We start from the raw sequence: 26,090 nt of genomic DNA on the forward strand, positions 1-26,090 counted from the left end.
TTCAGGCCGCCGCTTCGATCGGCGCCGGTACCGGCTGCTCGCCAAGCCCGTCCATCGCATCGACCAGCTTGAGGAAGGCGCGGCCGGGCAGCGGTGGCGCAAAGACATAACCTTGCGCCGAGCGAACGCCGATTTCGCGCAGGTGCATGACCTGTTCGAAACTCTCGACGCCCTCAGCCACCACATCCATACGCATATTGTGCGCGAGATCGACCAAGGTTTCGATGATAGTTGTCGAATTGCGATCGGTGCCGATTGCGTCGATGAACATCTTGTCGATCTTGATGATGTCGACGCCGAGCTTGAGCATATAGGACAGGCCGCTATGGCCCGTGCCGACATCGTCAATGGCGATGCGGATGCCCAGGCTCTGCAAGGCGGCAATGATCTGGCGCGTGGCGGCGAAGCTCTCGATCGGATCGCGCTCTGTGATCTCGAGCACCACCTGCGTCATCTTGATCGGAGACTTGGCGAAAACGCCATAGACATCCTTGACCACCGTCTCGTCGCTGGCCAGCTTGCTGGCGAAGTTGAACGCGATCTTCAAAGCGGGCCGCTCACCAATCGCCTTGCCGGCCTCATCGCTGACACGCCGCATCAGGTCGAGCGTCATGGCGCGGATCAAACCGCTCGACTCAGCCAAGGGAATGAAGGCGGCAGGCAGCACCACCGTGCCGTCCGGTTTTTTCCAGCGCACCAGAACCTCGGCGCCACGCAGTTGCCCGGTCGTGATATCGACGATGGGCTGGTAGTACGGCACGAACTCGCCTGCGGCGAGCGCGCGCTGGATCTCCAGAACGGGGTTGTGCGGGTCGCGCCGCGCAATCAATGTTGCGAACACGCCAAGCAGCGCCAGCGCAACGCCCGCGGTGAACAAGCCCAGCCACCTCACCTCGGCGCCGCCGGCGCTGATCAGCCTGTTCGGCACCGCGATCAATACCTGGAAGCCGTACTTGGGAGAGCGGTGCTCGGCGGTGTAGCCGTCGCGGGCGGCTTGCCCGGCCGGGCGCTTGCCGAATTCGGCGAGGATGAGGTGTCCGCGAGTCTCAACCGCGGCATAGAGACCGTCCGCCTCACGTCCCGATTCCAGACCGCCGTTGAGCTCGTCCCGCAGTTCCTGCTCGAAGGCGTGAACCGCCACATGCGGCAGGAACATCCCGGCCGGCACCAGGGCGGCAATCGCGTTGGGACTGGAGCCCGCCGGGCGGCGAAAGCGAACCATCGGCTTTCCACCGGGCAGATGGACCATATCGAGCATGTAGCCCGGCGCGCCTTCAATCGCCTCGGTCGCCAGAATGCGACGCACCACGTCACGCTCAATGGCTGTCCCGCGCTGTTGCGGTGAGCACAGGATGCGCCCGCCGGCATCGAGGATGGCGATTTCCTTGATCGGAACAGCGTCGAACGTGGCGCGCTGCATTGCCTCAAGCGCGGCACTGCCGCAATCGACGACGCCAGCAGCGCTCAACGTATCGAGCGTTCTAATGACCTCGCCAGTACGACGTTCGGCAAGCGCAATCGCGTGGCGGGCGGAAACATCCGCTTCCTCTCGGCCCTGCCTGTCGATGACGCCGCTAAGCCAGAAATTGAACGCGATCAGAGGAGCACCGGCAACCAATACGCCAACTGCAATCGCAACAATATGCTGGCGCGTAAATCCCCGCGCAAAATAACCCATTACCGGTTCGTCCCACCCTTCTGGTGCGGCCTCCAGTGAGCCATGGCGCCGTAAAAAGCGGCTTAAGCATGGGACCCGACAATCGTGGAAAAGCCGCTGCGCATAGCCGTCAGCGCCCGCATGGTTAACAGCCTGCTAAATTGGAACACCGCCTGGATGCAGATTGCGATGAAGCGGCACGGATACGTCCGGTAATACCGCAATGACAGATGCCGCAGCCGGCATTAACGTCTAACGGGACAATTTCACACGGACGGAGGGGCGCATGAGTTTTTTTCCCGGCCAGGACCCGGTCGCGGGCGATGCCTATAGCTGCGATGCGCTGGCCCATGTCGTGGTGCCGCGCACCGTCGATCTTGGCGACGGCTTCTCGGTGCGCCGGGCCCTACCCTCGGCGCGCTCGCGCATGGTGGGTCCCTTCATTTTCTTCGATCACTTTGGGCCGGCCGAATTCCGCGCCGGGACCGGACTCGACGTGCGCCCGCATCCGCATATCGGATTGTCGACCGTGACTTATTTATTCGACGGCGAGATCATGCATCGTGACAGCCTCGGCACCGCGCTGGCGATCCGTCCCGGAGAGATCAACTGGATGACGGCGGGGCGGGGCATCGTGCATTCCGAACGCACCCACGGCACCCAGCGCACCTTTGGCAGCCCGATCCACGGCCTGCAGATGTGGGTGGCGCTGCCCAAGGCGCATGAGGAAACCGCGCCCGCCTTTGCCCATCACGCCACTTCCGAATTCCCGGTCATCGAGGACATGGGCAAGACCGTGCGCGTGGTCACTGGCTCGCTCTATGGCGCGATCTCGCCGGTGCCGGTGTTGCACGAAACCATGTTCGGCGACGTCGTGCTCAAAGCCGGTCATACGCTGCCGATCGACGCCGATCACGAAGAGCGCGCGCTCTATGTCGTCGACGGCACCATCGATATCGCCGGCGACACATTCGAACCGGGCCGGCTGCTGGTGTTCAAGCCGGGCGACCGCATCACCGTGACGGCGGCGAGCGACACACATTTCGTCGTGCTCGGCGGCGCGCCGATGGATGGCCCGCGTCACATCTGGTGGAATTTCGTGTCATCCAGCAAGGACCGTATCGAGCAGGCCAAGGCCGACTGGAAGGCGGGCCATTTCGACAAGGTGCCGGGCGACGAGATCGAGTTCATCCCGCTGCCGGAGAAGTAGCTCAATCCACCTTCGCCGCGCCGAACAGCTTCTGCGCATTGCCCCAGGCGATGCGCTGCGCCTGCTCGCGCGGCAATTGCTTCAGCCATGAACGATACTCACTGAACGTGTCGTCGTAGCTCGCCCAGCGCTCGTTGATCCAGGTGTCGGAGCCGAGCAGGAAGCGGTCGGAATAGCGCGCGAACAGGTCGCGCCATTCAGGAGTCAGTGCGCGGCCGGGCCCCGTAATGCCGCCACGATAGGACAACTCGCCCCACAGCATCGGGTATTTCTCGAACAGTTCGGCAACGCGCGAAGGCGGCGTCGAGAAACCGGTATGGGCCCAGATGATCTTCGCCTTCGGATTATGCTCAAACAGGATGATGAGCGCTTCCTCGTCGCTATGCGCATGTAGATAGAGGTCGTTGGCGACGGCGAAATCGACGATCCGTTTGACGATCGGATTCCAAGCCGCCTTGCCGTAGAGATGGAATTCGCCAATGCCGCGGTAGTAGCCGCGCTTGAACTCCTGCTCGATGAGTTCAATGCTGAGCGGGTCGCCGAACCAGGTCTGGATATCGGCGCGCACGCGATAAGGCCGGATGAACGGCACCACCCACAACCCCGGCGCTTTCGCCTCCATGAGTTGGTGCGTGCCCTTGTTCGGCCGGCTGGTGGCAAGCACGCCCTTGACGTTGTTGCGGCCGAAGACCTCGATCACCTTGTCGAGGGAGAAGAACGGATTGGGCTCCTGATTATAGTGCATGTGCGCGTCGAAGATCGGCATCGACGCCGCATCGTTTGCGTTGGCCTGCGCCCCGTCTTGCGCGCGTCCGGGCCGGCTCATCAGAACCAGCACGGCGAGCCCCAGAGCCGCCAGAAATATCAGCCGTTCAAACCGCATGGACGCCCTCCACCGGGGCGATCCTAGCGGGCTGCGGGCTGGCCCGCGAGCCCCTTTCCGGTTGCTGCCTTGCCGTCCTGTGACGCCTAGAACAGCAGGCTCGCGCCGGCACGCAGTTCAAAGCTGTTCTCACGACCATCGCGCCGGACGGTGCCGGAGAGCCGCGCCGAACTGGTGCCCTCGGCGTTGGACACCGTGAAGCCAAGCGTGCCCGCGCCGAACACGCCGGTGCTGGCACCCGTGTAGGTGCCGGCATCGGAGACCGACACCCCGCCGCCCGACGTCTTGCGATCGCCAAGCTTCACGCTGCCGAACGGCGTAAACCAGCCGAAGTCGGCCACCATCGGGCGCGCGATCTTGAGCATCGCCTCGCCCGACAGCGTGTTGCTGGCACCGAACTGGACAGCGAGCCCCTGCATGGCGAAGTCGCCGATCTTGGTGTGGTTCGCGCCCACCGAAACCGAGGGCGTGATCTCGAAATTCCGGCTCATGAAACGGTAGCCGCCGGTCAACTTGCCGCCGAAGCTGTTGCCCTCGCTGGTGCTGCTCACGCCGGCAAAATCAATGCTGGCATTGAGACGCTGCCAGGCCACATCCGCCGTTATGAAGTGACCGCTCTTGAAAGTCAGTTCGCCATAGCTCGCAAGCGACGGGCCGGTAAACACCATGTTGTACCGGTCGTCGAAACTGAACTTGGTCGCGTTGTATCCGGCCATGACACCGAGCGTGACGAAGTCGCCATTGTCGAGCGACATGCCGCCGTCGAGGCCTGCCTGAAGGGTCGCCGATTCACGATTGTAACCATCGCCATGACCGACATTGCCGATGACGCTCGTCCATGCCCCGTGCTTGGGACGGCCCGGTGCCTTGGCAAGCGCCGATGAAATCGGATCGGCGCTTTCGGCGGCATAGCTTGAGGACACCAAACCGCCGCCGCCCAGCACTTCGCTGCGCAGAATATCCAGTCGATCGGCGCCGATGTCGGAAATCGAGGTCACCAATTTGGCGCCCGCCTGCGGTACCTTGTCGAGCATATTGCCGGCTTTGGCCGTGCTGTAGTTGATCGACCAGGTCTGGGTCGCAGCCGAGTAGTCCAGGCCCATCGTCACCAGGCCGTAGGACTGCTGCATCGTGAAGGTCGAGGCGCCATTGGCCGGCGTGCCGGTGACGGTCACAACCGCATTGCGTGGCAGGTTCGCCAGCGCAATACCCGACAGACTCTGCGGATCGGAGAGAACAACGTTCGTCGAGCCGGTCGCGTTTCCGGTGATCGACACAATCGCGGCGCCGCCATGCGCGATCGACGCATAGTCGACATACATCGACGAACCGGCCCCGCCGGTGTAATTGCCCGACACCGTCAGCCGGGCCGGCGCGCCATTCAAGCTTGTCGCCCAGAGCGCGCCGTTATTGGTCAGGTTCGCCGCGAGCGAACTCGTGCCGAGAGCCCATATCGTTCCGGAATTATCGACAGTGGCGCCGGCAACGCCGGTACCAAAACCGGAATTGCCGCTGAAGGCCCACAGCCCGGAATTTCCGATGCGGCCCGTTCCGGTCGTCGGCTCGGTATCGGTGGAGATATTGATATTGCCGAGAATCGTCCCGGCGTTCGTAACATCCAGTGTCGTCGCATTGACGGCGAGAGCCACCGCGCGCCTTTCGATTGCAGTCACGAATTGCGAACGCTCGCTGTCGCTCAGCGAAGAGAGATTGCCGAGCCCCGGTATCTTGGAAAGCTGCGAATTGGCGGCAACGATACCGCCCTGCCGGTTCGTGAAGCTGGCATTGCCGACAAAGCTGGTGGTCGGCGGCGTGTCGCTCGATCCATCACGGCCCTTGAGGACCACGGCGCCATCCGCACCGTCCGCGCCAATCCAGCCGCTGTTGATCGCGGTGATATCGCCATTCGCCGTATCGGCCTTGATGCCGGCGCCAGCGGCTGTGACACGGCCGGCATTGGTAATCGACACGGAACCGCTGGTGCCGTGGCCGTAAAGGCCGTCGCTGTAACTGGCAACGACCGTGGCACCGGCATGGTTGACCAGCCTGACATCGCCGGCCGTCTGCGAGAACGCCTCGATGCCGTACCAGCTTGAGCCCGTACTTGGCCGGCTCGAAAGATATGCGGCACTGACGGAGCCGTAATTGTCGGCAATGGCGTTCCGCTGCCCCCAGATGACCATGCCCGCGCCATTCTCGGCCGTCATCGAACCGTAGTTGACTCCGATAGCGTCGCCGACATCGGCCCACGAGACCATAGCCTGGCGATTGCGGCTGAGGATCGAGGCGCCGGCCGCATTCGTGGCCGTGGCCGTGCCGTTGTATTGAATGACCCGCACGCCCTCGTGCCAGGCATCGACAGCGCCGTAGTTCGTTATGCTGACTTCGACCGCCGCGGTGTGGCCGTTGCCGCCGTCGGCATAGATGCCCCGACCATAGTCGCTGGTGACGTTGCCGTAGTTCGTAACGGAAACCGCGCCGCCGCCATTTCCAGTCGCCGCAATGCCTTCACCTCCGGCACGGGTTGACGCATCGACGAAGAGTACATTCTTGCCCGCATGAATCGTCGCGTAACTCGTGACGACGATGTTGCCCTGGACGGCTGCAAGCGCGCCAATGCCCGCGCCGGCGGAATCGATCGTGACCCCCTTTCCCGCCGAGACGGTGATATCTCCCGTCTCGGTTCGCGCATGCGCGCCGATCGTCCACGCCGTGGTGATGGAGGTCAGCCCTTCGAGGATCAGCGATTGCGTGACGAAGCTGGTCTCGCTGCCACGTAGAACGACCGCGACGTTTTCCGCAGCCAGCGAATCGACAGTCATGTTCGAGACCGTCAGGCTTCCGGTGCCTGAATTAAGCCACGCGCGCACGCCGTTGTCGGTGCAGGAAACGAGATTCGCATCACCCGTAAACAGACAGCCCGCATAGGCCGGAAGCGAAAATCCCCAAACGCACGTGGCAATGGCAATCGTCGAGCAACGCGACAACAACTTCGACATTATAAATCCCCGACACCTGCACGCACGCAATGCACGTCGGTTGACTGTGCTTGCGCGTCGACTTGTTCTGCATGGAACCTGAAGGTCGGGAGCTGTGAACACAACGCGCAAGGGCGAATAATCGGCGACTATGCAGAGCGGCGTTGCCCAAAATGGGTTGAGGCAAAGAAAATGAGTGCGTCATACGCACCGTGACATCACGAATTACACAACGGCCCGCGTGACAGGCGGATACGCCACGACGCGCGCGGGCGAGACGTGCGCCGACACGACTGATGACGGCCCGCAACTCAGCGGACCGCCCCGTGTCGACAGCGATATGGATCAGGGCAGCATCGCGGCCGGCACGCAGCCGGCCGCCACAGGCCTCGTCAGGCCTTCTTCGGCAGATCGATCCTGATGCTCAATTCCTTGAGCTGCTTCGGCGTCACTTCAGCCGGCGCGCCCATCATCAGGTCTTCGGCCTTCTGGTTCATCGGGAAAAGAACCACTTCGCGCAGGTTCTCTTCGCCGGCGAGCAGCATGACGATACGGTCGATGCCGGGCGCGATGCCGCCATGCGGCGGCGCGCCGAGGCGGAAGGCGTTCAGCATGCCGCCGAACTTGGCTTCCAGCACTTCCTTCGGATAGCCAGCCAGACCAAACGCCTTTTCCATCACCTCGGGGCGATGGTTACGGATGGCACCCGACGACAATTCGGTGCCGTTGCAGACGATGTCGTACTGATAGGCCTTGATGCCGAGGATCTTGTCGGCGTCGTTTGCGTCGAGCGCGAGGAATTCATCGACGCCCATCTGCGGCATCGAGAACGGGTTGTGCGAGAAGTCGATCTTCTTCTCTTCCTCGTTCCATTCGAACATGGGGAAGTCGACGATCCAGCAGAAGTCGAAACGATCCTGCGCGATCAGGTTCAGCTCCTGACCGACCTTCGTGCGCGCGCTGCCGGCGAACTTGTAGAAATTCTTCGGCAGACCGGCGACGAAGAAGCACGCATCGCCAACCTTGAGGCCAAGCTGGTCGGCAATCTGCTTGGTGCGCTCGGGTCCGATGTTCTTGGCGAGCGGACCGGCGCCGCCCTCCTCGCCATCGCGCCAGAAAATATAGCCGAGGCCCGGCTGGCCTTCTCCTTGAGCCCACGAATTCATGCGATCGGCGAAGGCCCGGTTGCCGCCACCGGGCGCGGGAATGGCCCAGACCTGCGCCTTGGAGTCACCGGCGAGGATGTTGGCGAAGATCTTGAAGCCCGAGCCGCGGAAGGCTTCGCTGACGTCCTGCATCACGATCGGGTTGCGCAGGTCCGGCTTGTCGGAGCCGTATTTCGAAATCGCTTCGGCATAAGGAATCATCGGGAATTTCGGCGTCACGGACTTGCCGTTCGCGAACTCCTCGAACACGCCGCGCATCACCGGCTCGACCGCGGCGAACACGTCGTCCTGCGTGACGAAGCTCATTTCCAGATCGAGCTGATAGAACTCGCCCGGCGAGCGGTCGGCGCGCGCGTCCTCGTCGCGGAAGCACGGCGCGATCTGGAAATAGCGATCGAAGCCCGCCACCATGAGCAGCTGCTTGAACTGCTGAGGCGCCTGCGGCAGCGCGTAGAACTTGCCGGGATGAATGCGCGAAGGAACGAGATAGTCGCGCGCGCCTTCCGGCGACGAAGCGGTGAGGATCGGCGTCTGGAATTCGAAGAAGCCGGAATCCTTCATGCGCTTGCGGATCGAGTCGATGACGCGGCCGCGCAGCATGATGTTGTTGTGCAGCTTCTCGCGGCGCAGATCGAGGAAGCGGTACTTGAGGCGGATATCTTCCGGATAATCGGCATCGCCGAACACCGGCATCGGCAGTTCAGCCGCCGCGCCGAGCACTTCGATCTCGCTGACATAGACCTCGACCTGACCGGTCGGCAGGTCGGCATTCTCAGTGCCTTCGGGACGTTTGCGCGTTTTGCCGTCGATGCGGATGACCCACTCCGAGCGCAAGGTCTCGGCCAGCTTGAAGGCCTTGGAGTCCGGATCGATCACCGCCTGGGTGATGCCGTAGTGGTCGCGCAAATCGATGAACAGCACGCCGCCGTGGTCGCGGATACGGTGGCACCAGCCGGACAGGCGAACTTCCTTGCCGATGTCGCTCTCGCGCAGCGCGCCGCAGGTATGGGAACGATAGCGATGCAATGACATTCGGGGCTGTTCCGGCAAACGATTCACGGATTGGGTGGAGGCGGGCGAAAAACGCATGGGGGGTGGCCTTTGTCAAGGACAGCCCGGAACCGCCAGAAAGCGCAGGCAAGCCCCGCCAAACCTCGCCTCGACAGACTCGGAGCCACCCTGCAAACTCCCCGTTTGGGGGGGACGTGTCCGAGTCAGCAATGCCGAAATCCGCTGCCAAAAAGCCTGCCCGCAAGGCCCGCAAAAAGGCCGTGGCGGCCGCCACCGACATGTCCACCGCCGAGGCCACGGTCGAGACCCTGCTGGCCTACGGCCTGCGCACTGTCTACGCCCTGCCCGGCGTTCATAACGACCACCTGTTCGACGCCTTTGCCCGGTCCGGGGACCGGATGGCCGTGGTCCACACCCGTCACGAGCAAGGCGCGGCCTATATGGCGCTGGGCGCGGCCTTGGCGACAGGCCGGCCGCAGGCCTATGCGGTGGTGCCCGGCCCCGGCCTGATGAACTCCGGCGCCGCCCTTCTCACCGCCTACGGCATGAATGCGCCGGTTCTGGCCCTGATCGGCCAGATTCCGGCCGAAGCCATCGGCCGCGACCAGGGCCATCTGCACGAGATCAAGGATCAGGCCGGCATCCTCAAGCGGCTGGTCGATCATGCCGTGATGCTGAAGAGCCCCGCCGAGGCGCCGGCGAAGACCGCGAAGGCGATCCGATCGATGACTGAGGGCCGGCCTGGCCCGGCGGCGCTGGAATGCGCCATGAATGTCTGGGGCAAACGCGGGCCGGTCGGGTCGATCCCGGCGGCGCTCCCGCCCCGCGCACCGCGGATCGACGAAGACGCGATCAAGCGCGCGGCGAAGATGCTCGGCAAGGCCAGGCGCGTGCTCATCGTCGCGGGCGGCGGCGCGCAGGACGCCTCGCCGGAGGTGACGCTGCTGTCCTCGATGCTGCAGGCTCCGGTGATGTCATACCGGCGTGGCGGCGGTGTCCTGGACGGCCGCAGCCCCTTCTCGGTCAATCTTCCGCTGGGCCGCGAGCTGTGGGCCGAAGCCGATGCTGTGCTCGCCGTCGGCACCCGGCTGTTCTATCCGATGACGCAATGGGGCGTCGACCGCGGCCTCACGATCGTCAGCGTCGATGCGACCAAAGAAGGCGCGACGCGCTTCCACAAGCCCGATGTCGCGTTGATCGGCGATGCCGCGCCGGTTCTGCGCCGCCTGATCGACGCCCTCGGCAAGACCAACATCAAGCGCGCCCCGCGCGACGACGAGATGCGCCCGCGCCAGATGAAAATGCGGAGCCGGCTCGCCAAGCTCGCGCCGCAGATTGCTTTCCTCGACGCCATCCGCGCCGAACTGCCGGAGGACGGCATCTATGTCGACGAGGTCACCCAGGTCGGCTTTGCCGCCCGCCTCGCCTTCCCGGTCTACAAGCCGCGCACGTTCCTGTCGCCCGGCTACCAGGACAATCTCGGCTGGGGCTATGCCACCGCGCTCGGCGCCCAGCATGCCCGGCCAGACGTCCCGGTGGTGTCGATCAATGGCGACGGCGGCTTCATGTTCACCGCCAGCGAACTCGCCACCGCCATGCGCCATCGCATTCCGCTGACCGCCATCGTGTTTGCCGACGGCGCCTTCGGCAACGTCAAACGCATCCAGCAGGAGCATTACGGCAACCGCCTGATCGCCACCGACCTCGCCAACCCCGATTTCGTCAAATTCGCCGAAAGCTTCGGCGCCCGCGGGGTCAGGGCCCATGGCCCGGAAGAATTGCGTATGGCGCTGCGTGACAGCTTCAAGGCAGGCGAACCCTCTGTTATCGAGGTGCCGGTCGGCGCGATGCCGAGCCCGTGGGAATTTCTCCATATGCCGCCGGTGCGCGGCAAAACGATACGTTGAAACAATAACAAGACTCCAACCGTGCGTGCTGAACGCACAACGCAAGAAGGCCTTTGATGTCCCCCTTGATTACCACCTCCGCCGAGCTCGCCGCCATTTGCGAGCGCATGGCGCAACACCAGTTCGTCACCGTCGATACCGAATTCCTGCGCGAGACCACCTACTATCCCCTGCTCTGCGTGGCGCAGATGGCGACCGACGACGAGGCCGTCGTCATCGACGCACTGGCGCCTGGCATCGACCTCGCGCCTTTTTTCCAACTGATGGCCAATGAGAAGGTCATCAAGGTGTTTCATGCCGCGCGGCAGGACATCGAAATCATGTGGAACATGGCCAAGACCATTCCACATCCGATCGTCGATACGCAGGTCGCCGCCATGGTGCTCGGCTATGGCGACTCCATTTCCTACGACCAGCTTGTGCAGCGCATCACCGGCGACGTGCTCGACAAGTCGAACCGCTTCACCGACTGGACGCGGCGGCCGTTGACCGACGCTCAGGTCACCTACGCGCTGTCCGACGTCACGCATCTGCGTTCGGTTTACGTCAAGCTCGCCGCCGATCTCGCCAAGCGCGACCGCGCCAGCTGGGTCGAGTCCGAGATGGGCGTGCTCACTTCGCCCGAGACCTATCGCATGGACCCGGAGCGCGCCTGGGAGCGGCTGAAAACCCGCGTGCGCAAGCCGAAGGAGCTCGCGGTGCTGATGGAAGTCGCAGCCTGGCGCGAGCGCGAGGCGCAGACCCGCGACGTGCCGCGGTCGCGCGTGCTCAAGGACGATATCGTCGGCGATGTGGCGACGCAGATGCCGACCACCATCGAACGGCTTGGCCAGTTGCGCTCGCTGCCCAAGGGCTTTGAGCGCTCGCGCTGGGGCGAGCAGATCGTGGAAGCCGTCAACCGCGGGCTCGAACGCGATCCGAAAACGCTGCCGCGCTTCGAGCGTTCGCGGCCGGCGCAGAACGGGGCCGCCATCGTCGAACTGCTCAAGGTGCTGCTGCGCATGACCTCGGAGACGCACGGCGTCGCTGCCAAGGTCATCGCCACCGTGGACGATCTTGACCGTATCGCCGCCGACGATGAGGCTGACGTGCCGGCCATGAAAGGCTGGCGGCGCGAATTGTTCGGCGACAAGGCACTGGCGCTCAAGCATGGCAAGCTGGCGCTGGCCATCGAAAAAGGCCGCGTTGTCACGACCGAGAAGGGTTGACCTCATGCCCCTCTCCATCGACATCAACGGCGACGCAGGCGAAAGCTACGGACGCTGGACGCTCGGTGACGACGCCTCGTTCCTGCCGCACGTATCGTCCGTCAACATCGCCTGCGGTTTCCATGGCGGCGATCCGGCGACGATGCGTGAAACCGTGCGGATTGCCAAACGGGCCGGCATCGCCATCGGCGCGCATCCGTCGTTCCCCGATCTCATGGGCTTCGGCCGCCGCATGATGACCATCGCGCCGGACGAGATGGTCGACTACACGCTCTATCAGCTCGGCGCGCTGACCGCGATTGCACGCACCGAAGGATTGCACGTCGCCCATGTGAAACCGCATGGCGCGTTCTACAAGGCGTGCTCAATCGACATGGCGCTGTCGAAGGCGCTCGGCGCCGCGATAGCCGCCTACGATCCGCAGATGTTTCTCGTCCTGCTCGCCGGTCCCGGCGCCGACGCGGCGGAAGCCGCCGGCGCGCGCGTGGCACGGGAGGCTTTCATCGACCTTGATTACGACGCCGATGGCGGCCTGATCATCGAGCGTGTCGCGAAACTGCGTGATCCCGGTACGGTCGCGCAGCGTGCGCTGCGCATCATTCACGAGGGTAAGCTGTCGAAGATCGACGGCAGCGACATGGACCTCAAGGTCTCGACGCTCTGCCTGCACGGCGACCGCGCGAATTCGGCCGAGGTCGCGCGCGTGGTCAAGGAGACCTTGCAGGCCAACGGCATTGCGGTCTCCCCGCTGAGATAGAACGCATGAACTTCGCCAGCGACAACACGGCCGGCGTCGCGCCCGAGATTATGGCGGCGCTGGCGCATGCCAACAATGGCTTCACGCTCGGCTATGGCAATGACGAGGCAACGCGCCGCGTCGAGAAGAAGTTCTGCGCGCTGTTCGAGCGCGACGTCGCGGTGTTCCTGGTGCCGACCGGCACCGTCGCCAATGCGCTGGCGCTGGCGCATGTGACGCCGCCTTGGGGCGCGGTGCTGTGCCATCAGAATTCGCATATCGCGGTCGACGAATGCGGCGCGCCGGAGTTCTTCGGCGGCGGCATCAAGCTTCTCGAGCTGCCCGGCGACAACGGCAAGATCGCGGCCGATACGCTGAAAGCCCGGCTCGGCAACAAGGCATCGTGGGGACCGCCGCATCACGTCGCACCGGCAGCTGTGTCGATCTCACAGGCATCGGAATCCGGCACCATCTATCGCGTCGCGGATATCCGCGCACTCGCCGATATCGCGCACGAGCACGGGGCCGTGCTTCATATGGACGGCGCTCGCTTTGGCAATGCGCTGGTGCGGCTCAACGTGTCCGCCGCCGAGATGACCTGGAAGGCCGGCGTCGATGTGCTGTCGTTTGGCGCCACCAAATGCGGCGCCATGGCCGCAGAAGCCGTGATCTTCTTCGATCCGAAACGCGCCGAGGGCATGTCGGCGCGGCGCAAGCGCGGCGGCGCGCTGTTGTCCAAGCACCGCTTCATCGCTGCGCAGATGGAGGCGTTCCTCGACGGCGATCTATGGCTGCGCCTGGCGCGCCATGCCAACAGCATGGCGGATCGCTTGAGCGATGGCCTGACCAAGGCGGGCTTTGCGCCAGTCTGGCCGGTCGAGGCCAATGAAGTGTTCGCCGCCCTGCCCGTTGCTCTATGCGACAAATTGCAGGCCGCCGGCGCGGTGTTCTACCGCTGGGATGCGGACAATAAAGGCAATGTCATCGTGCGGCTGGTGACGTCGTTTCAGACGACGGTGGAAGAAGTGGACCGCTTCACGACACTCGTCAGCGCCGGTTAAGCCTCAGGTCTCCACCACCGCTTCACGGCCAATGAGCCGCGCCAGCTGGCGCATACGGCCGGAGACGCGCTCAGTGAACAGTTTGGCGTAAGGGCCGGTCAGCTTGAGCACCAGCTTGCCGCGCACCACCCGCAGGGGCACGTGCGGCAGCACGCCGTCCTGTCCCGCGGTGAGAATGTAGGCCACCCGCATCGCCGCGCCGAGCACGCGAGCACGGTCGAGAATATAGGGCGTCGCCAGTTCGCGAATGCGCGACGGCAGTTCTTCCTCGTTCAATCCGGTGTGCCGCAGAAACACCGACAACGCGATATAAGTGCGTGAAGGATGATCGATGGCGACGAACGGCCCGTGCGCGATGATGTTCATCGCCTGCTCGCCGCGATAATCCGGATGCGCACGCCAGCCGATATCGGCGAGCAGACACGCGGCATGGCGCAGCCGCTGTTCTTCCCCCGTTTCATCGAGACCCGACGAGGCGATGAAGCGGTCGGTCCATTCGATCAGCTCTTCGCCATGCCGAGGCGCGCGCGAACGCAGCACGTTGAGGTCGGCGGCGGCCGAGATGAGCGGATCACGGGCGCGCTCCGGAGCATCGAGCAGCGAATAGAGCAGCCCCTCGCGTACGCCCATCGCCGAGATGATAACGTCTTTCGGCCGCAGGCTGCGCACCAGATTTTCCAGCACCAGCGCCGCGTAAGGCAGGAGCGGCCGGCGCGCCGAATTGACGACTTCGATCTTCGACAAGGTCTCGGTATCGACGCGATGCACCAGCCGCGAGAACTCCAGCGCCTCACGCGCCGAGATGCGGTAATTGTGCATGACATGGAACGGATAGCCGGTCTGCCACATGTGCAACCGCGCCAGCGCACGCCAGGTGCCGCCGACGGCGTAGAAGGTGCGTCCCGTCCCCGCATTCATGATGTCGAGATCGGAGAAAGCCTGCTCGACGAGCTTCTCGGCTTTCTTGATCGAGCGCCCTGTCAGGTCCTGCAGCGCCAGCCCGCCGAGCGGCAAGGTCAGGCCACGGCGCACGCTGGCACCGCGCACGTCCACCAGTTCGAGCGAGCCGCCGCCGAGATCGCCGACGATACCGTCAGGCTTATGAATGCCGGAGACGACGCCAAAGGCCGTGAGCTGGGCCTCGCGCTTGCCGGAGAGAATTTCGATCTTGCTGCCGAGTATGCGTTCGGCCGCGGAGATGAAGGCACGGCCATTGCGGGCGTCGCGGCAGGCCGCGGTGGCGATCGGATAGATGGTGCGGACGTGCTGGATGTCGCACAGCGCCTTGAAGCGTACCAGCGCCCGCAGCGCGGTATCGATCGCATCCTGCGCCAGCAGGCCGGTGGTCTGCACTTGGCGGCCGAGACCGGCCAGCACCTTCTCGTTGAAGATCGGCGTCGGCGAGCGGGTCAGGCCTTCGTAGATGACGAGGCGCACCGAATTCGAGCCGACGTCGATGACGGCAATCGCCGGCCCGTGGTCGAGCCGGCCCTTCACCGATTCGGTTTTCCTCGCGCTTTTGATGGCCTTACGCGCCTTCGATGAGGCGGCGGATGAGGCTGCGCGGCGAGGAGTCCTTGAGCGATTTACCACGGCCCGACAAGCTCGGATTGGTCATGAAGTACTTGTGGGCGTTGAACGGTTCCTCGCCCGGCGCGGCCTTTATGCGCGTCGAGGAGCCGTCCGGCAAGACCTTCCAGCTCTGCTCATTATCGCGCAGATTGGCGACCATGATCTGGCCCAAGACCTGCTCGTGGACGGTCGGATTGACGATCGGGCACAGCACCTCGACGCGGCGGTCGAGATTGCGCGGCATCATGTCGGCGGACGAAAAATAGAGCGCCGCCTTGGGGTGCGGCAGCACGTGACCGTCGCCGAAGCAGTAGATGCGCGCGTGCTCGAGGAACCGCCCGACAATGGACTTGGCGCGGATGTTCTCCGACAGCCCCGGCACGCCGGGCCGCAAACAACAAATGCCGCGCACCACGATATCGACCTGCACGCCGGCGGCCGAGGCATCGTACAGCGCGTCGATGATCTCCGGATCGACCAGCGAATTCATCTTCATCCAGATAGCGGCCGGCTTGCCGGCGCGCGCGTTGGCCGTCTCGCGCTTGATGTGATCGAGAATGCGGGCGCGCAAGGTCACCGGCGACATCGCCATGCGCTCAAGCTCGGCCGGCTCGGCATAGCCGGTGATGTAGTTGAAGATGCGCGCCACGTCGCGGGCGATCACCGGATCGGCGGTAAAGAACGACAGGTCGGTATAAATGCGCGCCGTCACCGGGTGATAATTGCCGGTACCGACATGGCAATAAGTGGCGAGCGAGCCACCCTCCCGACGCACGACGAGAGACAACTTGGCGTGCGTCTTGAGTTCGATGAAACCGTAGACCACCTGGACGCCGGCTCGTTCGAGATCGCGGGCCCAGCGAATATTGGCTTCCTCGTCGAAGCGGGCTTTCAGCTCGACCAGCGCGGTCACCGACTTGCCGGCTTCCGCCGCCTCGACCAGCGTCTTGACGATCGGGCTCTCCGCCGAGGTGCGATAGAGCGTTTGCTTGATAGCGACGACATTGGGATCGCGCGCCGCCTGCTGCAGGAACTGCACCACGACGTCGAACGACTCATAGGGGTGGTGGACGATCAGGTCCTTTTGCCGGATGGCGGCGAAGGCGTCGCCGCCGTGGTCGCGAATGCGCTCCGGATAGCGCGGATTGTACGGCGTGAATTCGAGATCGGCCCGCCCGACGCGCGTCAGTTGCGACAGATCGTTGAGCGCCAGAACGCCGTCGACGTTGAACACTTCGTCGTCCGCCACCGCCAACGCCCGCTGCACGAAGTCGCGCAACTCGGACGGCATGGCGGCGTCGAGCTCAAGGCGGATCACGGAGCCGCGGCGACGCTGCTTGAGCGCCGTCTCGAACTCGCGCACCAGGTCTTCGGCTTCTTCTTCGATTTCCAGATCGCTGTCGCGGATGACACGAAACGAGCCCGCGCCCTTCACCGTGTAACCGGGGAACAGCTTGCTGACATGCAGCGCGGTCGCCTCCTCCAGCGTGATCAGGCGCATGCCCTGATCGCTGGTCGCCGGCAACCGGATGAAGCGGTCGATCTTCTGCGGCATGCGGATCAGCGCGTTCATCAGCTTGCCATCGCGGCCGCGCGTGAGATGCAGCGCCATCGAGAAGCCGAGATTGGGGATGAACGGGAACGGATGCGCGGGGTCGATCGCCAGCGGCGTCAACAACGGAAAAACGTGCGTGAGGAAATGGTCTTCAAGCCAGATCTTCTCGTTCTTGGTAAGCTTGATGCCATCGACCAGCGTAACGCCGGCTTCGGCGAGATCCTCGCGCAACTCGATCCAGCGACGCTGCTGATCGTGGGCGAGCCGCGACACTGCCTCGCGGATTTGCGCCAGTTGCTCGGCCGGCGTCAGCCCTTCCGGGCTGCGGATGGTGATGCCCTGGCGCACCTGGCCCTTGAGGCCGGCGACGCGGACCATGAAGAATTCGTCGAGGTTGTTGGCCGAGATCGACAGGAAGCGCACCCGCTCCAGCAGCGGATGGTTCTCGTTGGCGGCCTCCTCAAGGACGCGCCGGTTGAACTGCAGCCAGGAAATTTCGCGGTTGATGAAGCGTTCCGGGCGCTCGCGGACGGGCGGCTCGGCCGGCTCCGGCGCGGCCGCAACGGCCTTGGCCGCGGCGGCACTTTCGCGTTTGGAAACAGCAGCTTGTGTATCTTCTGTCATGTTAACGCTGAACCTGAGGCGGACCGTTGATAGGCCACGATCATGGTCCCGGCATGACATTCGGCGCCGGGGTGAGGCTTCCCGTCAAGCACCTTAGGCCAAGGGCGTTAAGTCGCCCTGAACAGCTCCGCGGCCAGCGCCCGGGTCACGGGCCGCTGGCGGCGCAGCGCCTCCTCGTCCAGTTCCGCCACCGCCCGGTGCGCTCCGGCGAACGACCGCTCGATGCGGTTGGCGAGGAAATTGACCAGCGCCGCATCGACAGCCAGTTGCCGGTCGGCGGCCAGCTTGAAGAGAAGCGCGCGCAGCATCTCGTCATCGGGCGCTTCGAGTTCGACGACCGGCAGCATGCGCAGGCGCGATTGCAAGTCGCGGATGTGCACCGGCAAGGACGGCGGCGACACGCGCGAGGTGAACAGGATGTCGGCCCCCTCCTCGCGCGCCAGGTTGATCAGATGGAACAGGGCGCGCTCGTCGAGCGCATGTCCGTCGCCATCGCGCGTGTCGAGGTCCTCCACGACCAGAGCGCCGGTCGCCAGCGATTGCGGCAGATCGGTTTCACCAAGCCGCCGCGCCGAGATCACGCGCGCGCCGCTGAGCTCCGCCCAGATGGCGGCAAGATGGCTCTTGCCCGAGCCTTCCGGTCCGATCAGCGCGATCAGCCGGCTCGGCCAGTCCGGCCAGCGCTCGACCAGCGCCAGCGCCTTGGCATTCGATGGCCCTTCGAGAAAATCCTCGCGCGCATAGGAGATGGCATGGTCGAGCGCGAGCACAAGCTGGCGCGGCGCGTCCACGCGCTCCAGGTCCTCGCTATCGTGACGCATGGACATGCCGGCGCTGCTTATTTTGTTGGATCGCCCGTATAGAACGGGCTTTCGAGATAGCGCCGGAGTGCGAAGCGTACCAGCACGCCGATGGTGGCGGACACCGGCACGGCAACCAGCAGACCGACGAAGCCGAACAGGTAGCCGAAGGCGAGCAGCGCGAAGATCACCCACACCGGATGCAGGCCGGCGCTTTCACCGACCAGCTTCGGCGACAGCACATTACCCTCGATGAACTGGCCGACGAAGAAGATGACGATGACGACAACGATCCAGGTGTAGTCCGGCCAGAACTGCGCCACCGCGACGCCGACCGACAGGACGAGACCGGTCATCGAGCCGACATAGGGAATGAATGTGATGAGGCCGGAGATCAGCCCGATCAGCAGGCCGAAATTGAGTCCCGTCAGCGTCAGCGCCACGGCATAGAAGGTGCCGAGGATAAGACACACCGCAGCCTGGCCGCGCACGAAGCCGGCGATCGCCCGATCGGTTTCGTGCGCCAACTGATGCACGGTGTCGCGCTGGCGCACCGGAATCCAGCTATCGACCGCGTTGACCATCCGGTGCCAGTCATACAGCAGATAGAAGGCAACGACCGGAGTCACCACGATCAGCGAGAACAGCGACACAATGGCCCGGCCGCCGGACCAGAGCCCGGTCAGGAAGGTGGTGATCCAGCCGGCACCTTGCGTCACCAGATCGCTGATGCCCTTGTCGCTGCCGATGCCGCTGCCGAGCAGCTTGTTGAGCCACGGAATGCCCGGGTCGCTGACCAGCGAGCGCAGCTTGGTGACGTAAGTCGGAATATTCTGGATCAGCGCGCCGAGCTGCCCCCCGAGCAGCGGCAGAATGAGCAACAGCACCAGCACGATCAGCAGCACCACCAAAGTGATAATGCCGAGCGCCGCGACCATGCGGTTGACGCCCATGCGCTCGAGACGGTCGGTAAGTGGCGCCAGAAAATAGGCAATGGCCAGGCCGGCGATGAATGGCAGCAGGATGTCGGCCAGCAGCCACAGCAGCAGCACGAAGATCGCCAGCGCCACCAGCCAGAACGTCATCTGGCGTTGCAGGGTCAAGCCACCATTCGGCGGACTCGCTTCCGGGCCGGTCACGAATGCGCCTTCGGGGAATTCATGTGTCGGACCCAGTCGTTGAGATAGGCGGCGATCGACAGCAGCGTCAGCACCGCGACCGCCCCCATCAGGACCGCTCGCAGCGTCGGCACCTGGATATTGAAGCCGAGCGAGCCGAGCACCACGCAGGCGAAGGCAATCTGCGCCACGGTGTTCAGCTTCGACACCCACAGCGGTTTGATCTTGAGCGGGTTATCCATGAGCCAGGACAAGATGATGCCTCCGACGATCAGGATATCCCGCGACACCACCAGGATCACCAGCCAAAGCGGGATGTCCCCGTTGATCCCAAGCGTCAGGTAGATCGACACGATCAGCGCCTTGTCCGCCAAGGGGTCGAGATAGGCGCCAAGTTCCGTGGTCATGCCAAAACGCTTGGCCAGGAAGCCATCGACGGCATCGCTGACGCCGGCGACCAGAAACAGGACGAAGGCGATCCACATCGTATGGGAGGCAATCGCCCAGACGACGAGAGGCACCATGAAGATACGCGCCAGCGTAATAAGGTTCGGAATGCTCAAAGCCAGGCCCGGCTCACGTCACGCCCCCGGCACGGGGCCACTTCGGAAGGATATCCAACGGGCGGAGTATAACGGCGCGGGTGCCATTGCGCGAAGGTCCTTTTCGACGTAAGCGACGGCTAAATGTTGACAGGCGCGCGCTATTTTGCCGCCCCGGAGAGACAGGATGGCGGACAAGGCCCCGAATGAGCCCGGCCTGACCTATGCTCAGGCGGGCGTCGATATCGACGCCGGAAACCGGATGGTGGACCTGATCAAGCCACTGGTCCGCGCCACGGCCCGGCCCGGCGCCGACGCCGAAATCGGCGGATTTGGCGGCCTGTTCGACCTGAAACGCGCCGGTTACAAGGACCCGATCCTGGTCGCCGCCAATGACGGGGTCGGCACCAAGGTCAAGATCTCCATCGAAACCGGGCGCCACGACACCATCGGCATCGACCTTGTCGCAATGAGCGTCAACGACCTCGTGGTCCAAGGCGCCGAGCCCCTCTTCTTCCTCGACTATTACGCCACCGGACGGCTGGAGCCGGAAATCGGCGCCGCCGTGGTCGCCGGTATCTCCGTCGGCTGCCGGGACGCCGGCTGCGCCCTTATTGGCGGCGAGACCGCCGAGATGCCCGGCCTCTATCAGGGCGACGATTACGACCTCGCCGGCTTTGCCGTCGGCGCCGTCGAGCGCGGTGAGGTGCTGCCGCGACCGGACATCGCCGAAGGCGACGTCATCCTCGGCCTCGCCTCCTCCGGCGTGCATTCGAATGGCTATTCGCTGGTGCGCAAGGTGGTGGCCAAGAGCGGATTGCTGTGGAGCACATCGGCGCCGTTCGCGCCCGAGAAGTCGCTCGGCGAAGCCATCCTGACGCCGACGCGCATCTATGTGAAATCCTGCCTTGCCGCGATCCGCGCCACCAAGGCCGTCAAAGGTCTCGCCCATATCACCGGCGGCGGCTTCCCCGACAACATCCCGCGCGTGCTCCCAAAGAGCCTCGGCGCCCGCATTGACCTAACCAAAGTCAACGCGCCGCCGGTGTTCCGCTGGCTGGCGCAGGTTGGCAATATCGCGCCGAACGAAATGCTGCGCACCTTCAATTGCGGCGTCGGCATGATCGTCGTCGTCGCCCCGAAGGACGCGGCCGCGGTGACCGACGCCTTTGCCAAAGCCGGCGAGAAGGTCGCGGCCATCGGCAGCGTCATTCGCGCCAACGGCAATGAGCGCGTCATCTATGACGGCGCCCTCGATCTCAAGTTGTAACGCGATGCCCAAGAAGCGCGTCGCCGTTCTGATTTCCGGCCGCGGCTCGAACATGGCGGCGCTGATCGAGGCCGCAAAGGCACCGGACTATCCCGCGGAGATCGTGCTCGTCCTCGCCAACATCGCGGATGCCGGCGGGCTCGAGACGGCGCGCAACAACGGCATCGAAACCGCCGTCGTCGATCATAAGGCTTTCGGCAAAGATCGCGCCGCCTTCGATCGCGCCATGCACGACGTGCTCGTCGCGCACAACATCGAGCTGGTCTGCCTCGCCGGCTTCATGCGTCTCCTGACGCCGCAATTCGTGGCGCAGTGGAACGAGCGCATGCTCAACATCCACCCTGCTCTCCTGCCCGCCTTCAAGGGCCTCGACACGCACAAGCGCGCGCTCGACGCGAAGGCCAAGGTTCATGGCGCCACAGTGCATTTCGTCGTGCCGGAAATGGACGCCGGGCCGATCATCATGCAGGGCGCGGTTGTCGTGCGTGATGACGACACCGAAGCCACGCTCGCCGCGCGCGTGCTCAAAGTCGAACACACCATCTATCCCGCGGCGCTGAAGCTCGTTGCCGAAGATCGCGTCAAGGTTGCCGATGGCCGTTGTCTGATCGACGGCGTTGCGGTGCCGGATGCAGACGCGCTCACGCCTGCGGCGTAACGCCACGCACTAACACCGGCGTAACTGGCCACACGTTTTTGTGACTTGGACGTGGGGCCGCGCACTTCTAGTCCCAACGTCCTACTGCGACTCAAGGGGACAACAACAGAATGCTTACTCGCAATAACGAAACTCGTCTGCTCATTCCCGGCCTTTCCGGCTTTTACGCCGCGATGGAGCCTATCGCCTATACGCTCGTACGTGTTGTCTTGGGCCTCGTCCTGTTCATGCACGGCTGGCAGAAGGTGAACACTTTCGGCCTCGACAAGGTCAGCACAGCCTTTGCCACCAATTACGGACTGCCGGGTGCCTCGGCCTATCTTGTTGCGTTTGTCGAGTTGATTGGCGGCGCCGCCATCCTGATCGGCCTATTCACGCGCTTCTTTGCCTCGGCCTCGGCCATTCTCCTGCTGGTCGCGATGTTTGCCGCGCACTGGGCCAAGGGATTCTACGCCGGCCAGGGCGGCTACGAGTTCGCGCTGACGCTCGGCATCGTGGCCTTCTTCATCGCCATTCGCGGCGGCGGCCGTTATTCGGTCGACGCCAAGATCGGCAAAGAGCTGTAAGGCTCACCTCAGTCATTCCGGACGCGCGCACAAGCGCGCGGCCCGGAATGACCGTCACGCCTTCCGCACCCACACCTTATTGTCGTGAAACGCCGCGCCGCCGAACGGCGCCACCGCATCCGCGCCGGTGAGCGTGTTGATGCCGCGGCCGTCCACGTAAGCCGAATTCGGCCAGATCGATTCCGCGATCAGCACGCCGCGGCGCACGCCGTCGAACAGTTTGGCATGCAGGCGCACCTCGCCGCGCCGATTACCCAGCACGACCTCGTCGCCGTCAGCGATGCCCTGCTCTGCCGCGTCGTCCGGATGGATCATCACCGTCGGCCGTTTCTCGTTGGCCTGCGATGTCGGCGTTTCATTGAACGTCGAATTGAGGAAGCCGCGCGCCGGTGACGTCGCCAGCCGGAACGGATGTTCCGCATCGGCCGTCTCGACCACGTTCCAGTGATCGGGCAGCACCGGCATGTCGTCGACCGGACCTGACGTGTACGGGCTGCGGAATGGCACTTTCGGCCAGTCCGGCTTGAAGCGGAATTTGCCGTCCGGCCAGTTGAAGCCGTCGAGGTAATGCGCCTTCTCGAATGGCGGCTGGCAATCGATCCACTTATTGGCTTCGAGTTCGGCCAGCGTGCCGCGCTTCGAGCGGCGCAGCATGTCGTCGATCAGTTCGCGCGGGCTCATGCCGAAGCCCTCGTGCTCGGCGCCGAGACGTTCGGCCAAGGCGGCAACGACGTCGTGATTGTTACGGCACTCGCCCGGCGGTTCGACCAGCTTTGGCCCCAGCATAATGTATTGGTGGCCGCCGCCGCGATAAATGTCGTCGTGTTCGAGAAAGGTCGTTGCTGGCAGCACGATATCGGCGACCTCTGCCGTCTCGGTCATGAACTGCTCGTGGACGCAGACGAACAGGTCGTCGCGGGCAAAGCCGCGCTTCACCAAGGTCTGGTCCGGCGCCACCGACAGGGGATTGGTGTTCTGAATAAACAGCGCATCGACCGGCGGCCCGCCCCGCAAGGCGTCGCGGTCGCCGGTGAGGATCGCGCCGATCCGCGACTGATCGAGCATGCGCACTTTCGGGTCGAAGGCATCGGTGCCTTCGATCAGCGATTTGTTGAGGCCGAAGATATCGTTGTTGTTGTGAAAGGCGCCGCCGCCCTCATATTGCCAGGCGCCGGTGACGGCGGCGATCGACAGCGCCGCGTGCATATTGGCCGCACCATTGCGCGAACGGGCGAAGCCATAGCCGAGCCGGAAATAGGTGCGCTTGGTATCGCCGATCAGCCGCGCGAACTCTTCGATGGTCTCGACCGGCGTACCGGTGATCGCGGAGGCCCATTGCGGATCGCGCGTTTTGAGATGCGCTTCGAGTTCACGCGGCGCGTCGGTGTATTTGTCGAGATAGGCCCAGTCCGCCTTGCCGTCGCGGAACAGGCAATGCATCACCGCACAAGCAAGCGCGCCGTCGGTGCCGGGCTTCACCAGCACCGGAAGATCGGCCTGCGCCATGGTGCCGTTCATATAGACATCGACCGCTGCAATCTTGGCGCCGCGTTCTTTTCGCGCGTGCGTCGCATGGGTCATGACATTGACCTGCGTGTTGACCGGATTGGTGCCCCAAATCACCACGAGATCGGACTTCGCCATCTCGCGCGGATCGCTGCCGGCGATCTTGCCGGTGCCGGCGGCAAAACCAGACCACGCCGGATTGACGCAGATGGTCGAATGAAAGCCCGAATATTTCTTGACGTGGCGCAGCCGGTGGATGCCGTCGCGCATGACGAGGCCCATGGTGCCGGCGTAATAATACGGCCAGACGCTTTCCGCGCCGTGGTGCGTTTCGGCCTTCAATAGCTGCTCGGCCACGATATCGAGCGCGTCGTCCCAGCCGATGCGGCGAAACTCGCGCGAGCCTTTCCCGCCGACGCGCTGCAGCGGATGCATCAGGCGATCGGCGTGATGCTCGCGCTCGGCATAGCGCGCCACTTTCGCGCAGACGACACCCGCAGTGTAGTCGTTGTCGCGCGCGCCGCGCACGCGGCCGATGGTATGCGCGTCGAGAATTTCGACATCGAGCGCGCAGGTCGAGGGGCAATCATGCGGACAGGCCGAATGCCCGATCCGGATGGCTTGCTTCGGAGGCCGGACGGTCTGGTTCATGGCCGCGACTATACCGGCGGAGTCGCCGCAAGTCGCGCCCCTGTCGCGTCCTGTCCTAGACTTCGCTTTCCTTCGGCATGCGCGAGCGCCGCCACAGGCCGCCGACCGTCAGCACCAGCACCGCGCCGACCGCCGCGGCCGTGTACTCGACCACGTGCGCCGTGCCGGCCCCGTACTGGGCCAGATAGCCCGTCACCACCGGATCGGTCGCAATGACCTCACCGGAGATCCAGCCGAGCAGCGCCGCGCCGGCCCAGATCAGCACCGGGAAGCGGTCAAGCAGCGCCATGATCAGCGCCGCGCCGGCCACGATCAGCGGGATCGAAATGGCCAGGCCGATGACCAGCAGCGCCATGTTGCCGCCGGCCGCGGCGGCAATGGCGATGACGTTGTCGAGGCTCATGATGATGTCGGCGACCGCGACAATGCGCACGGCGCGCCACAGATTCTGCACCGCCTCGCCGTGATCGTCCTCGGCCTCGTCCGGCACCAGGAGCTTGGCGGCGATGTAGAGCAGCGCCAGGCCGCCCGCGATCTTGAGCCACGGCAGCAGCATCAGCGTCGCGACGACGCCAGTGAAGACAATGCGCATGCCGACGGCGACACCGGCGCCGAGGATCATGCCCCATTTGCGCTGATGCGGTGGCAGACCGCGGCAGGCCATGGCAATGACCAGCGCGTTATCGCCGGAGAGAAGGATGTTGATCCAGATGATCTTGACGAGCGCGATCCAGAATTCGCCGCCGCCCATCTGGCCCCAGCCGGAGCCGATCATCTCAAACAGATTTGCCACCGCTTTGTCTCCCCACCTGTGCCCGCATCGCGCTGTGCGGATAGTTCAAAGTTACACGGTTCAGTTCGCCGGATCGTTGCGGGCCGCCCCTTTGCGGAAGCGGCCCGCCGCCGGTTCTTCGCTAATTGATCTTAGCCGACGATTTCGTTGCCGGAGAAGAACTGGGCGATCTCGATCGCCGCGTTCTCGGCCGAGTCCGAACCATGCACCGAGTTCTCGCCGATCGACTTGGCGTGGGTCTTGCGGATGGTGCCATCGGCCGCCTTCGACGGGTCAGTGGCGCCCATCACGTCCCGGTACTTGGCAATCGCGCCTTCGCCTTCGAGCACCTGCACGACGACCGGCGCCGAGATCATGAAATCGACGAGTTCGCCGAAGAACGGCCGTGCCTTGTGAACGGAATAGAACTGCTCGGCCTGGTCCTTGGTGATGCGCACGCGCTTCTGCGCGACGATGCGCAGACCGGCCTTTTCGATCATGGCATTGATCGCGCCGGTCAGGTTCCGCTCGGTGGCATCGGGCTTGAGGATCGAAAAAGTACGCTCAACTGCCATCGGGTTTAAATCCTTCAGTGGAATTGATCGGACTGATGTCCGACTTTGATTGGAGGGGAGATTG

At 64.1% G+C, this 26,090-nt stretch carries 20 protein-coding genes; 8 read left to right on the forward strand and 12 right to left on the reverse strand.

Annotated features, from left to right (window positions below):
* Nucleotide 1 precedes the first annotated feature (1 nt).
* Complete coding sequence (locus DXH78_RS14370) at nt 2–1,678, reverse strand: EAL domain-containing protein (RefSeq protein WP_115517938.1); 1,677 nt, start codon at nt 1,676–1,678, stop codon at nt 2–4.
* 265 nt (nt 1,679–1,943) lie between these two features.
* Between DXH78_RS14370 and DXH78_RS14375 the strand changes: the two genes are divergently transcribed.
* Nucleotides 1,944–2,867: a pirin family protein gene (locus DXH78_RS14375; RefSeq protein ID WP_115517939.1), complete on the forward strand. Its 924-nt coding sequence runs from the start codon at nt 1,944–1,946 to the stop codon at nt 2,865–2,867.
* Nucleotide 2,868: 1 nt separating this feature from the next.
* Here the strand turns inward: DXH78_RS14375 and DXH78_RS14380 are convergent, their stop codons facing one another.
* From DXH78_RS14380 to aspS, 3 genes are all read right to left on the reverse strand, one after another.
* Entirely contained in the window at nt 2,869–3,750 is an 882-nt protein-coding gene (locus DXH78_RS14380; RefSeq protein WP_115517940.1) for an amidohydrolase family protein, read from the reverse strand.
* 86 nt (nt 3,751–3,836) lie between these two features.
* Nucleotides 3,837–6,572, reverse strand: a complete 2,736-nt coding sequence (locus tag DXH78_RS14385) for a DUF3575 domain-containing protein (protein ID WP_168192840.1) — start codon at nt 6,570–6,572, stop codon at nt 3,837–3,839.
* Nucleotides 6,573–7,120: 548 nt separating this feature from the next.
* Nucleotides 7,121–8,920: an aspartate--tRNA ligase gene (aspS, locus tag DXH78_RS14390; RefSeq protein WP_115518487.1), complete on the reverse strand. Its 1,800-nt coding sequence runs from the start codon at nt 8,918–8,920 to the stop codon at nt 7,121–7,123.
* 194 nt (nt 8,921–9,114) lie between these two features.
* Between aspS and DXH78_RS14395 the strand changes: the two genes are divergently transcribed.
* Genes DXH78_RS14395 through DXH78_RS14410 form a run of 4 tightly spaced genes read left to right on the forward strand, consistent with a single transcriptional unit; the run spans nt 9,115 to nt 13,817 of the window.
* Nucleotides 9,115–10,812, forward strand: coding sequence for a thiamine pyrophosphate-dependent enzyme (locus DXH78_RS14395; protein ID WP_210209587.1), 1,698 nt, complete (start codon nt 9,115–9,117; stop codon nt 10,810–10,812).
* Between the two features lie 56 nt (nt 10,813–10,868).
* Nucleotides 10,869–12,020 carry a ribonuclease D gene (rnd, locus tag DXH78_RS14400; protein WP_115517942.1) on the forward strand — a complete coding sequence of 384 codons (1,152 nt, stop codon included), beginning with the start codon at nt 10,869–10,871 and terminating at the stop codon, nt 12,018–12,020.
* A gap of 4 nt (nt 12,021–12,024) precedes the next feature.
* Nucleotides 12,025–12,777: a LamB/YcsF family protein gene (locus DXH78_RS14405; protein WP_115517943.1), complete on the forward strand. Its 753-nt coding sequence runs from the start codon at nt 12,025–12,027 to the stop codon at nt 12,775–12,777.
* Between the two features lie 5 nt (nt 12,778–12,782).
* The gene (locus DXH78_RS14410) at nt 12,783–13,817 is read left to right on the forward strand and encodes a threonine aldolase family protein (protein ID WP_115517944.1); all 1,035 of its coding nucleotides are present in this window, start codon (nt 12,783–12,785) and stop codon (nt 13,815–13,817) included.
* Between the two features lie 3 nt (nt 13,818–13,820).
* On the opposite strand, the gene ppx is transcribed toward DXH78_RS14410, so the two are convergent.
* The 5 genes from ppx to DXH78_RS14435 all read right to left on the reverse strand — a co-directional run bounded on the left by ppx (nt 13,821) and on the right by DXH78_RS14435 (nt 20,049).
* Entirely contained in the window at nt 13,821–15,314 is a 1,494-nt protein-coding gene (gene ppx / locus DXH78_RS14415) for an exopolyphosphatase (RefSeq protein WP_245416879.1), read from the reverse strand.
* 31 nt (nt 15,315–15,345) lie between these two features.
* Nucleotides 15,346–17,568 (reverse strand): RNA degradosome polyphosphate kinase, encoded by a 2,223-nt coding sequence (locus DXH78_RS14420; RefSeq protein WP_115517946.1) that lies wholly within the window; start codon nt 17,566–17,568, stop codon nt 15,346–15,348.
* A gap of 107 nt (nt 17,569–17,675) precedes the next feature.
* Entirely contained in the window at nt 17,676–18,395 is a 720-nt protein-coding gene (locus DXH78_RS14425; RefSeq protein WP_245416880.1) for a P-loop NTPase family protein, read from the reverse strand.
* An 11-nt stretch (nt 18,396–18,406) separates the two neighbouring features.
* A complete protein-coding gene (locus DXH78_RS14430; protein ID WP_115518490.1) occupies nt 18,407–19,471 on the reverse strand; it encodes an AI-2E family transporter in 1,065 nt (354 codons plus the stop codon).
* Between the two features lie 32 nt (nt 19,472–19,503).
* A complete protein-coding gene (locus DXH78_RS14435; RefSeq protein WP_115517947.1) occupies nt 19,504–20,049 on the reverse strand; it encodes a CDP-alcohol phosphatidyltransferase family protein in 546 nt (181 codons plus the stop codon).
* A 166-nt stretch (nt 20,050–20,215) separates the two neighbouring features.
* Here DXH78_RS14435 and purM point away from each other — a divergent pair, with 166 nt between their 5' ends.
* The 3 genes from purM (at nt 20,216) to DXH78_RS14450 (ending at nt 22,522) form a co-directional block, all read left to right on the forward strand.
* A complete protein-coding gene (gene purM / locus DXH78_RS14440; RefSeq protein WP_115517948.1) occupies nt 20,216–21,298 on the forward strand; it encodes a phosphoribosylformylglycinamidine cyclo-ligase in 1,083 nt (360 codons plus the stop codon).
* Between the two features lie 4 nt (nt 21,299–21,302).
* Nucleotides 21,303–21,956 carry a phosphoribosylglycinamide formyltransferase gene (purN, locus tag DXH78_RS14445; RefSeq protein WP_115517949.1) on the forward strand — a complete coding sequence of 218 codons (654 nt, stop codon included), beginning with the start codon at nt 21,303–21,305 and terminating at the stop codon, nt 21,954–21,956.
* 110 nt (nt 21,957–22,066) lie between these two features.
* Nucleotides 22,067–22,522, forward strand: a complete 456-nt coding sequence (locus DXH78_RS14450; RefSeq protein ID WP_115517950.1) for a DoxX family protein — start codon at nt 22,067–22,069, stop codon at nt 22,520–22,522.
* Nucleotides 22,523–22,576: 54 nt separating this feature from the next.
* On the opposite strand, the gene DXH78_RS14455 is transcribed toward DXH78_RS14450, so the two are convergent.
* From DXH78_RS14455 to ndk, 3 genes are all read right to left on the reverse strand, one after another.
* Nucleotides 22,577–24,679, reverse strand: a complete 2,103-nt coding sequence (locus tag DXH78_RS14455; protein ID WP_115517951.1) for a molybdopterin-containing oxidoreductase family protein — start codon at nt 24,677–24,679, stop codon at nt 22,577–22,579.
* 55 nt (nt 24,680–24,734) lie between these two features.
* Nucleotides 24,735–25,454: a TerC family protein gene (locus DXH78_RS14460; RefSeq protein ID WP_115517952.1), complete on the reverse strand. Its 720-nt coding sequence runs from the start codon at nt 25,452–25,454 to the stop codon at nt 24,735–24,737.
* Nucleotides 25,455–25,603: 149 nt separating this feature from the next.
* On the reverse strand, nt 25,604–26,026 hold the full coding sequence (ndk, locus tag DXH78_RS14465) for a nucleoside-diphosphate kinase (RefSeq protein ID WP_115517953.1): 423 nt from the start codon (nt 26,024–26,026) through the stop codon (nt 25,604–25,606).
* Nucleotides 26,027–26,090: the final 64 nt, after the last annotated feature.

The organism is Undibacter mobilis (assembly GCF_003367195.1).
Lineage (GTDB): Bacteria > Pseudomonadota > Alphaproteobacteria > Rhizobiales > Xanthobacteraceae > Pseudolabrys > Pseudolabrys mobilis.